Annotated in this window: 16 protein-coding genes; 6 read left to right on the top strand and 10 right to left on the bottom strand. The window is 64.4% G+C overall.

What is annotated here, in order from left to right; genetic code table 11:
- Both BMY19_RS29900 and groES read right to left on the bottom strand, forming a co-directional pair.
- On the bottom strand, positions 1-240 hold a 240-nt coding region (locus BMY19_RS29900), incomplete at its 3' end, for a TCP-1/cpn60 chaperonin family protein (protein WP_280141654.1).
- Positions 241-340: 100 nt separating this feature from the next.
- Positions 341-628: a co-chaperone GroES gene (gene groES / locus BMY19_RS29895; RefSeq protein ID WP_056521150.1), complete on the bottom strand. Its 288-nt coding sequence runs from the start codon at positions 626-628 to the stop codon at positions 341-343.
- Between the two features lie 512 nt (positions 629-1,140).
- Here groES and BMY19_RS29890 point away from each other — a divergent pair.
- Positions 1,141-1,323, top strand: a complete 183-nt coding sequence (locus BMY19_RS29890; protein WP_020096511.1) for a hypothetical protein — start codon at positions 1,141-1,143, stop codon at positions 1,321-1,323.
- Between the two features lie 79 nt (positions 1,324-1,402).
- The gene (locus BMY19_RS29885) at positions 1,403-1,624 is read left to right on the top strand and encodes a hypothetical protein (protein WP_091683110.1); all 222 of its coding nucleotides are present in this window, start codon (positions 1,403-1,405) and stop codon (positions 1,622-1,624) included.
- A 428-nt stretch (positions 1,625-2,052) separates the two neighbouring features.
- Here BMY19_RS29885 and BMY19_RS29880 read toward each other — a convergent pair whose 3' ends face one another.
- Positions 2,053-2,247, bottom strand: a complete 195-nt coding sequence (locus BMY19_RS29880; protein WP_100253856.1) for a hypothetical protein — start codon at positions 2,245-2,247, stop codon at positions 2,053-2,055.
- A gap of 456 nt (positions 2,248-2,703) precedes the next feature.
- Between BMY19_RS29880 and BMY19_RS29875 the strand changes: the two genes are divergently transcribed.
- Entirely contained in the window at positions 2,704-3,090 is a 387-nt protein-coding gene (locus BMY19_RS29875; RefSeq protein WP_139215746.1) for a hypothetical protein, read from the top strand.
- Positions 3,091-3,651: 561 nt separating this feature from the next.
- A complete protein-coding gene (locus tag BMY19_RS29865; protein ID WP_091683104.1) occupies positions 3,652-4,620 on the top strand; it encodes an alpha/beta fold hydrolase in 969 nt (322 codons plus the stop codon).
- A 51-nt stretch (positions 4,621-4,671) separates the two neighbouring features.
- Here BMY19_RS29865 and BMY19_RS29860 read toward each other — a convergent pair whose 3' ends face one another.
- From BMY19_RS29860 to BMY19_RS29845, 4 genes are all read right to left on the bottom strand, one after another.
- A complete protein-coding gene (locus tag BMY19_RS29860; RefSeq protein WP_244535078.1) occupies positions 4,672-4,947 on the bottom strand; it encodes a hypothetical protein in 276 nt (91 codons plus the stop codon).
- A gap of 120 nt (positions 4,948-5,067) precedes the next feature.
- On the bottom strand, positions 5,068-5,265 hold the full coding sequence (locus tag BMY19_RS29855; RefSeq protein WP_056521132.1) for a hypothetical protein: 198 nt from the start codon (positions 5,263-5,265) through the stop codon (positions 5,068-5,070).
- Positions 5,266-5,308: 43 nt separating this feature from the next.
- Positions 5,309-5,671, bottom strand: coding sequence for a DUF6481 family protein (locus BMY19_RS29850; RefSeq protein ID WP_091683103.1), 363 nt, complete (start codon positions 5,669-5,671; stop codon positions 5,309-5,311).
- Positions 5,672-5,775: 104 nt separating this feature from the next.
- Positions 5,776-5,985 (bottom strand): cold-shock protein, encoded by a 210-nt coding sequence (locus BMY19_RS29845; RefSeq protein ID WP_091928736.1) that lies wholly within the window; start codon positions 5,983-5,985, stop codon positions 5,776-5,778.
- A gap of 487 nt (positions 5,986-6,472) precedes the next feature.
- Here BMY19_RS29845 and BMY19_RS29840 point away from each other — a divergent pair, with 487 nt between their 5' ends.
- Positions 6,473-6,661 carry a DUF3606 domain-containing protein gene (locus BMY19_RS29840; RefSeq protein ID WP_082557719.1) on the top strand — a complete coding sequence of 63 codons (189 nt, stop codon included), beginning with the start codon at positions 6,473-6,475 and terminating at the stop codon, positions 6,659-6,661.
- A complete protein-coding gene (locus BMY19_RS29835; protein ID WP_091683100.1) occupies positions 6,658-7,077 on the top strand; it encodes a response regulator in 420 nt (139 codons plus the stop codon). Before BMY19_RS29840 ends, BMY19_RS29835 begins: the two co-directional genes overlap by 4 nt.
- Before the next feature lie 38 nt (positions 7,078-7,115).
- Here BMY19_RS29835 and BMY19_RS29830 read toward each other — a convergent pair whose 3' ends face one another.
- The 3 genes from BMY19_RS29830 to BMY19_RS29820 form a co-directional block, all read right to left on the bottom strand.
- Entirely contained in the window at positions 7,116-7,487 is a 372-nt protein-coding gene (locus tag BMY19_RS29830; RefSeq protein WP_100253855.1) for a response regulator, read from the bottom strand.
- 32 nt (positions 7,488-7,519) lie between these two features.
- Complete coding sequence (locus tag BMY19_RS29825) at positions 7,520-9,016, bottom strand: sensor histidine kinase (RefSeq protein WP_170855256.1); 1,497 nt, start codon at positions 9,014-9,016, stop codon at positions 7,520-7,522.
- A 318-nt stretch (positions 9,017-9,334) separates the two neighbouring features.
- Positions 9,335-9,652: transposase (locus tag BMY19_RS29820; RefSeq protein ID WP_139215722.1), on the bottom strand; the 318-nt coding region annotated here is incomplete at its 5' end.

The following is a 9,652-nucleotide window of genomic DNA, read 5'->3' as shown; positions in this document are numbered from 1 at the left end:
CTTCGAGGCCACTTCGCGCACCATCTGGGCGCCCATGTTCTCGAACTTGTCGGCGAGCTCGATCTCCTTGGCGACCGTCACACCGTCCTTGGTGATGCGCGGGGCGCCGAAGCTCTTCTCGATCACGACGTTGCGGCCCTTCGGGCCCAGCGTCACCTTCACTGCGCTGGCGAGCAGCTCGACACCGCGCAGCATCCCCTCGCGAGCATCAACCGAAAAGCGAACATCTTTGGCGGACATGGTGGTGCGCTCATCATCTGTCGTCTGGCCCCAAGGCACGCCACAGCGGGCGCCTCGACGGGAAGGTCGTCGTTCGAGGCCGCGAACGGCCTGATCGAGGCTAGGCGACGATGCCCAGGATGTCGGATTCCTTCATGATCAGGAGGTCCTGGCCGTCAATCTTGACCTCGGTGCCGGACCATTTGCCGAACAGCACACGGTCCCCCGCCTTGACATCGAGCGCGTTGATCTTGCCGGCCTCGTCGCGTGCACCGGGCCCCACAGCGACGACCTCGCCCTCCTGCGGCTTCTCCTTGACCGTATCGGGGATGATGATCCCGCCCTTGGTCTTCTCCTCGCCTTCGATGCGACGGAGCACCACGCGGTCGTGCAGCGGACGGAATTTCATTGTGAGATCCTGATCGTTCCCAAGCGAGATCCAACCGCGGTGATTGGCGCTGTCGCGGGACAGAGACCGGCGAGATTGTTTCGCCGCTTGATCGACCCACCGTTAGCACTCGCCGCATGGAAGTGCTAATCTTATGATGGGACAGCGGGCCCCGCTCATCCGGAAGCCGGGGCAAAACGCCTAAACGGCCCCTTCAGCGAGGGACAGCGGATTCGAACCGCCTGCGTCGATCGACCGATCTCCGCGCCGCGCGGATCAACCTGCGCGATCGTCCGCCCTGATCGGGCCGCTCAAGCAGGACTGTGTTGGAGGATGGCAAGACGATCAGTCAGGCCACCGCTCCGCCGACCAGCGACGATTTCACCGTGAAAAGCAACTGTCTCGCCTGAAATCGCCAAGAGTTTTGACAATCGAAAATCTGGCCGGTGGCAGACGGATATTTCGTCTCTTTCACACGTTACACTTGTCCGCGCGATGGTCAGTCCCGCCGCTGGCGGACAAGGATCATTGTCATGACAATTCTGATGGCCGTCGCTCTGGCGATTGCGTTGCTCGGCATCGCGCTGACGTCGGCAGCCTACCGGTTTGCACCGGTGTCGAAGCACATAGCGAGCGGGGATATCGTCCTCGTCTGTGGGATCAGCACTGCGGCGTTGGGAAGCCTCGGAGTCCTCCTGCAGATCTTCACCGTCTGACCTGCGGGCTCGTCGAAGCCGCGTTGCCCGTGACCGGGTCGCGCGGCGGGATCCATGTCATGGACGGGAGGCTGCCACCATGCCGACACTGCCCGACGCCTACCTCCGGGACATCCTTGCAAAGGCGGAACAGGAACTCGCCGCGGCCGAGCTGCGCCGGGCCCAGCAGGCACGGATCGTCGCCGGCCCGCTCAATAGCCCGGAGACCCGAGCCGCCGCGGAACTGCTTCTGCGGGAGATCGACCGGACCATCACGTCCATCTGGGCGAACCGCCATTTAATCGAGGTCATCCTGGCCTGATCAAGCCGAGCCGGCAGATATGCCGATGCCGCGTTCATCCCCCCGCCCCTCGGCCAAGCGCGTCTCGTCCGTGCACAACGGCAGGTCGGCGGCTGGGGCCCCGACAATGGCACGGGACCAATCCTCACGATGCGTGTCACGTGCCGTTGCCTTGGGCGGTCATGCTGCCCGCGATCGGACCCTTATTCGAGCCCTCGGCAAAAACGTGGCCTGCACGGCACCGCCCGCCGACACTTCCCGAGGGGGCTGGCGACAAGCGTCAGCTCACGAAACTGCGCCACGGTCTGCCAAGGCGTTCGCCGACAGAGCCATCCGCGGCACGCATCTCCAAGCCACTTCGCTGTCGCTTTCCCAGATCATCGAGCGTCACGATCATCCACGAGACTTGGGCTTTGGGGGTCTGTGCGCTCGAAGCGGAGGGTCAATACCTAAGCTCGCTCCAGCGAAAGCAGACCATCAGCGACCAGGCCCGAAACCGCTTCCCCGAATTCGTCCCTGGTAAGGCCACGACTCTTGAAGGACTTCACGATCGTGTCCGCATGCGCCATGACCATCAGATCGCGCTTGATCTCCATCGTCGAGGGGATCGATATTTTGCGCCCAAAACGTTTCTGATTGAGCATGGCGGATCTCCTTGACGACAGCAACGGAAGCTCGAGTACTGAAAACGCCGAGAACGTTATTTCGTTCAGATCAGCGCCTGTTTCATGTTTTCCGGGATAAAATTACTAATATGCGATAAATCGCCAGATTTATATTTATTTGATCTGGTAAAATATTTTCGACACACCATCTTATGAGAGTCGCCGCATCCTGCGGGCGATCGCCGCGACGCGCGACTGTGTCGTCGGACGGACGCGGGTCCTGTCGCGTGCTGACGTCAGTCAGCAGGTGATGCGCTGAGTTCCCGGCATGGCGAATCTCGGGGACGACCCTCGACATGATGGAGCGGCTCTACGTCGCCAGTCGACCTGGCCACCTGAGCAAACGGTGACGTCATCGGCCGGCGCTTTGGCAGGACAGCGGCCGTCGGCTGTCTGCATGCGCGTGAATTCAGCCCGTCCAGCAAGGAGTGCGTTATGGCTCAACCCAGACTTACAGGCTTGGAGTTCAGCTGGTTCACCAAGTGCCAGATGATGGCGTCAAATTATGCCCAGCACTGGGAGATGGTTCTCGAGCCTGATCTTGGAGGTCTGATTCAGGCCGTCGCCACCGATGCGCGGACCAGCTTCACCGGGCCGCAATCGATGCGTCGCGTCGCCGAACGACTGACGCTCGTTGCGGACTCGCTTGTCGCGGCGAGCGACGATCGGGCTCGCGCTGCTGATTTGCGCCGCGAAGACGGTCGTTGCACGGAAGCGCTGCAATACTTGGCTTCGCAACTGGCGAGCACGGCAGCCAGCGTCGAGGCATGGAAGCATGCGTCCGCCTCCGCGACTGAAACAAGTCAGGCGCCGTCGGCGTGACTGCCAAAGGACTTATAATATCGGTCCCGGAAGATTAATAAACGGTTCTTATCGGAGCATCGAACAGATCAGATGATCGTTTTCAGATCCGATCCCCACAAGTTACAGGTCATGCCATCGGCGAAGGAGCCCGGCCGGTTCGACTGGTCGATCACGCGGGACGACGTGATCGTGCGCCAGTCGGCCCGATCCTTCGATTCGGAGGGCGCTTCGGAGACGAATGGCGATTTAGCCCTTCGTCGGATGACGGTGCGTTGGCAGGGCGCGCGATAGGCGCCGCAACCGCTACGGTCGTGCCTCCAACTGGGTCATCGCTCCGCCGGGCATGTCAGAGGCTTCAACCTGTCCGAGTGAGACCGGCGGGAGCTGCGCCGAGACCGACGCGTCCCGCGTGCCGTATGGCGGCGCCGACTAAGTGCCCAGCCGGCGTCATCCTGCCGACACCGATCGCCTGCCGCGCCGGAAACGGCGGACCGGCGCCTCTTCCCGTGGTGGGAAGGGGACTCGCCGTCCCTCGGCAATCGGAAGGCACGCCCCATTCCAGTGAACAGGATCAATCCCATGACAGGCCGTTCAAGAACAGCGTGGCTGCTTCCGACCCTGCTCGGCTCCGCGACCGCGCTGGGAGCGTCCGCCCTCTATGCGGCCGCCCAGGCGAAGCAGGCCGAGCGACGGACGCCACCGATCGGCGCGTTCCTCACCGTGGATGGCGTGCGCCTGCACTACGTCGAGCGGGGGGACGGCGAGCCGCTGGTGCTGATTCATGGCAACGGCATGATGATCCAAGACTTTCTCGTCAGCGGCATCGTCGACGATCTGGCTGAGCGCCACCGCGTCATCATCTTCGACCGACCCGGTTACGGCTACAGCGACCGCCCGCGCGGGCTCTGGACGCCGCGCACTCACGCGACGCTGTTCCAGAAGGCGCTTCAGCAGCTCGCCGTTGCCCAAGCCGTCGTCCTCGGACACTCCTGGGGGGCTTTGGTCGCGGTCGCCCTCGCGCTACAGGCCCCGCAGCTCGTGCGCAGCCTCGTCTTGGCGTCCGGATATTATTACCCGACGCTGCGCGCCGATGTGGTGCTCGCGTCCCCGGTGGCGCTCCCCGGCATCGGGGACCTGATGCGCCACTCGATCTCGCCCGTGATCGGTCGGATCCTGCAGCCCGCCCTGCTCAAGGCCATGTTCGCGCCGGCCGCCGTCACGGAGCGTTTCGACCGAGAGTTTCCGAAGGCCATGATGCTGCGGCCGATCCAGCTGCGGGCGTCAGCAGAGGACGCCGCGTTGATGACGCCGTCGGCGGCCGAGCTTCAGAAGCACTACCGCGATCTGAGGCTCCCGGTGGTGATCATCGTGGGCGGAGCCGATCAGATCGCCGATGTCGATCGGCAGTCGAAGCGCCTGCACGGCGAATTGCCCGACAGTCACCTCATCGTCGTGCCCGGCCTGGGCCACATGATCCAGCATCTGGCGCCAGACGCGGTCATCGCCGCCATCGAGCAAGCTTCGGAGCAGGTTCGCGTCGCCGCCTGAGGAGTGGCCGGTTCGGATCCCGGCGTCGCCGAAGTCGGACTGGCGGTGATGTCACAGAGCCCGCGCGAGGCCTGCTTCCAGAGCGAGTGCGTTGGCCGTCTGTTGCGAGAGGCGGACGCCCGTCGGCTCGACATCGGCATCCCCCTTCACCGCGCGGCGCACGATGGCCAGCGCCTCGGCCTCGGAGGTGGTGATGGCGACGTAGAACATCGCCAATTGCCCCGACAACTCGGCCTCGTCAGGTCGCGTCACCTTGAGGATGAAGGCCGTCTGGTTGGGTTCAATCATCGCCGCGTCGGCCGAATGCGCATTCGTGTTCGTCATCATGGCGTTCAACAAACTTGATTCCAGACTGCCCGCGGCATCTCCGCCGGTCCTGAGAGTCCCGACTGAGAGCCGTCACAGGACGCGCTCTCTGCACGCGCTGATCCGACCGGCCGAAACCGATCAGGATGCGTGGGTGAGTTCGCCTTCCCGCACGGCACGCTCGCCGCTGGCGGACCTGATCCGGTAAGTCGGCTCGCCGGAACGGTCGTCCGGCGTGAGGCGAACAACCTCGAAGAGGCCGTCGACGATGCTCTTATTGCCTGCGTAGCTGAGCCCCAGCTGCCGGACATGCTGACCGATCTTGAACTTGTGCGACATGGGTCGTCCTCCTGGGTGACGGGTACTGCAGGCTAAGTCCGACCTACCGACGGGCTCGCGCCTTGCGAGCCGCGAAGCGTGCGTCGCGCGCGGCCTTCTGCTCGGCGGCGAGGTCAGCCTGCCGCGCTGCCTTCTCGGCTATCTGACGGGCGATCTCCGCTTCGGCGCGCTCCTTTGCGGCCAACGCTGCAGCCTCACGGTCAGCCTCGGCGGCCAGCCGAGCGATCTCCCGCTCGCTCGCCCGCACGTCCCGGGCCTGGACGACCGCGTGCCGCGCCGCTTGGCGGGCGAGGACGACCGGATCATCGGCCGCAGGACGAGCCCGGAAGCGGGCCAGCGTAGCCTGCCGCGCTTTGGCCGTCGCTTCGAGACGATCGACGAGCTGGTCTGTTTTGAATTGACCCACGGAAATTCCTTTTTGTCCGCCCCGACTCAGCCAAGGCGGCGAGAAACAGATGAAGCCGCTCCCGAGGGAACGGCTTCGAAAATCGTCGGTCGTACCAGCGAGGCTCAGGCGGCCTGAAGGTTGCTGGCCGACTGCTTACCGGTGCGACGGTCGGACTCCATCTCGTAGGAGATCTTCTGACCTTCGGCCAAGTTGCGCATGCCGGCGCGCTCGACGGCGGAGATGTGGACGAACACGTCCTTGCCGCCATCATCCGGCTGGATGAAGCCGAAACCCTTGGTGTCGTTGAACCACTTAACGGTGCCGATGCTCATAGGTATTCCATATCTATACAGGCAAGAAATCGGGCCGAGCGCGCATCACGCGCGCCCGGTCTCTGGTCGTCGAAAATGGGAGAGATGCAGAGCGTTCGCCCTGTTCAGGCGAGACGGCCGGAATATCTGGCCAAAAGTCGATTTATCATCTCTACGCCATCGGCGAAATCATCGCAACCATTAATGTGGCTCGGACAAAAATTAGCGCCCCGCGCCGCGATATCGTGCGCGCCAGAGAAGACTAAAACCGGCGACAGGATCATTGATCTGCAGCTGTCCGACCGCGGTAGAACTCGGGCTTCTGGCGCATCGCAGCGTCGCGCCGGAAGATCATCGGTCCCGCGGCCGTGGAGCCTTCCCATCCTGCCGCAGACACCGTCCACCCGCGAGACAAGGCAACCTTACACAACGTCCCGCGTTGGCAAACATCCATCCAACTGAATATCTGAGGCGCGGTCTTCGATGAGAAGACGCGAAGCAAGAGCGCATGTCGTTCGTCAAAAAAACCTTACCCAGCCGAGCCGCCACGCACATCGATATCAATGATCGGGTCGTTCGAGCCGCGTGGGCCGAACGCTTCGCGATTACGGAGGGGCAGCTGCGCAAGGCGGCGAGACTGGTGGGTTCCCGCATCACGACCCTCACGAGTCATCTTGGCGGGCCGTCCGGCTCATGACGGCCCTCACCACGCGCCAGAGGGCTCCGTTAGCCCCGAACCAGCTCGGCATCCTGATCGTCGACGACGATCCGGTGCAGCTGATGGACATGGCCGGGGCGCTGACCGACGCTGGACTCATCGTGTTCGAGGCTTGCAACTCCGAGCAGGCGGTCGACCTTCTCTCGACCCGTACCGACGTGCGCGTCCTGATCAGCGACGTCGATATGCCCGGCAGCGAATTGAACGGGTATCAGTTGGCGAAGCTCGTCGCGGCGCGGTGGCCCGAGATCAGGCTGCTGGTGCTGTCCGGTCGGAACAATCCCAAGGGCACCGATCTGCCGGACGGAGCACGTTTCGTATCCAAGCCGTGCGCGCTCCATGCGCTCACCGGCAACATCTTCGATCTCCTGTCCGAACAGGGCGGCGGCATCTAGGCCGGTGTGGCCGACACTGCTGCGCGGAGCGGCCGGTCTCAGGCCACCAACGCCAGGGCCATCGCCGAGACCTCGTTCAGACTGAACGGCTTGGGAAAAAACCGCGCCTTGTCGGGCAGGGTTCTCGGCCGGAACGCGAGTGGGCCGGAGCAGACCATCACGGCGGTCTCCGGCCAACGCTCCGCGATCAGCTGCGCCAAGCGAATGCCGTCGACCCGACCGGGCATGCGCACGTCGGTGAACACCAGCTGGATCGTCGGGAGTCTACCAAGCAGGTGCAGGGCCATGTCGCCAGTCCAGGCCTCGATCACGTCGAAGCCTGCATCGGCGAAGACATCCATGGTCTCCATCCGCGTGATGTTTTCATCCTCGACGATCAGCGCGGTTGGCTTCGAAATGATTTTGTTCATGGCTTAGAGCAAGCACGCGGAACGGTTTTCGTTCAATCTGAAATCTCCGTCTTTTCTTGAAACCCTGCGACGGGCGCCACGAGATCACACGTGACGCCGCTCGGCTGGTACACCAGCCTCACGGTCCCACCGATGGTCCCGGCGAGACCGCGCTCGATCAGACGGGTTCCGAAGCCCGTGCGCGACGGTGTCGAGACCGGCGGCCCGCCCGATTCAGTCCAGCACAGCCGCAGCTGCGGATCGTCGCCCGCCGCCTCGATCTGCCAGCGGATGCCGATGTGCCCGGCCTCGGTCGAGAGCGCCCCGTACTTGGCAGCGTTCGTCGCCAATTCGTGGATCATGAGCGCGAGAGCCAGCGCGGCCTTGGGGCCGATCTCGAGCGGCGGTCCCTCGATCCGGAACCGCCCCGCCTGCTGGTTGTCGTGCAGAGCCAGCGCCCCCCGGATGACGGCCTCCATCCCGGCCTGCTCGGTGTTGCTCGCCAGGAGAATGTCGTGGGCCTTGCCGAGGGCGATCAGGCGCTGCAGCAGGGCGTCGCGCGCGCTGTCCAAGCTGGCGGCGTTGCGCAGGGTCTGCGCCGCGATGGCCTGGACGATGGCAAGGGTGTTCTTCAGCCGGTGGCTGAGTTCATGGTTGAGCAGGCTCTGGTGCTGGTCCGCCGCCGCCCGCGCGCTGTTGTCCAGCATGACGCCTGTCATGCGCATGACGCGTCCGGCCTTGCTTCGGACCAGGAACGCCTGATTGAGCACGTCGGCATACGTGCCGTCCGCGCGCTGAAACCGGTACGCGTCGGCCCAACGCGGGCCCACCTCGGTAGCGCTGAGGACCTTCTGACGGACGCGCTCCCGATCCTCCGGATGAATGTGCTCAAACCACCATGCGGCCGTCGGTGTGACGGTCGAGGCCACGTAGCCGTAGACGCGGGTGAGGGCATCGTCCCAGTGAAAGGTATCGCCCTCGCGATCCCAATCCCACATCACATCCGTCGTGGCGCGCGAGGAAAGCCGGAAGCGCTCCTCGCTGATCTGCAGCGCGTCGCGCGCCTCGTCGGAGGTGGTGAGCGCGCGATCCCGTTCCCGGATGGCCCGCCGCAACTCGAGCTGGGTCATCACCTGACGGGCGAGCGCCTGCAGGCCGGACGCCTGTTGCGGGGTGAGGCCCTCCGGCCGGGGCTCGTTGTCGATCACGCACAGCGTGCCGATCGCGATCCCGTTGGTCGCCGTCAGCACGGCGCCCGCGTAGAAGCGGATGAACGGCTCTCCGGTCACCAGCGTGTTGTCACGGGTGCGGAGGTCCTGCGTCAGGTCCGGGATGATGAGGATATCCCGCTCGGCGAGGGCGTGGGCACAGACGGATTGGCTGAGCGGCGTCTCGCAGGGGGCAAACCCGATCCGGGCCTTGAACCACTGGCGGTCGCTGGCCACGAAGCTGATGAGGCCGACGGGCGTATCGCAGATCTGGGTGGCGAGGGCGACGAGATCGTCGAAGCCGGGCTCCGCGGGCGACTGGAGGATGTCGTAGCCGCTCAAAGCGGCTTTTCGCGCATGCCCGGCTGGGTCATTCATCGCATTGGTGTGTGCAGGGGTGATGAGTACCCGTAGCCAGAAGTTGCGATCTACGCCACCCGGCAATCGTCACCCGCTCATCGTGGCGCCAGCTACGGCCCGCTCGGAACGGAATTGGCGCCTCGGGCATCCGAATGCCGCAGGCGGTTGGGGCCGTGATCCTGCGATCTGCGCCGATCCGGCGCGGCGGCTTTCCGAGGCCGGGCAAGGCGGGCATGATAGGCCCGCGCCGAGCTGCTATCCATCGACACTGACCTGCACGGGCATGTCTAGGGTCTGTCGTCACCTGAGGTGATCTATTGCGGCGGCGAGGCAGAGGACGCCGCTGAAGCTGGCGGCGGTCTTTTCGTAGCGCGTGGCAACGGCTCGCCATTCCTTTAGCCGTGCCCAGAGCCGCTCGACGATGTTGCGGTTGGTGTAGATCCATTCTGGGCAGCGCGCGGGAGCCTCGTTGCGCTTGGACGGGATGGCAGGTTTTGCCCCGGCGTTTCGGACGTGCTGCCGGAAGCGGTGGCTGGAGTAGCCCCGATCGGCCACGATCCATCCCGGAACGCCCGGTAGATGATCGAGTAGGGGGAGCGCGTGCGGCAGTTCATGGGC

The organism is Methylobacterium sp. UNC300MFChir4.1, from assembly GCF_900110155.1.
Lineage (GTDB): Bacteria > Pseudomonadota > Alphaproteobacteria > Rhizobiales > Beijerinckiaceae > Methylobacterium.
This window is presented reverse-complemented; position numbering and strand designations above follow the sequence as displayed.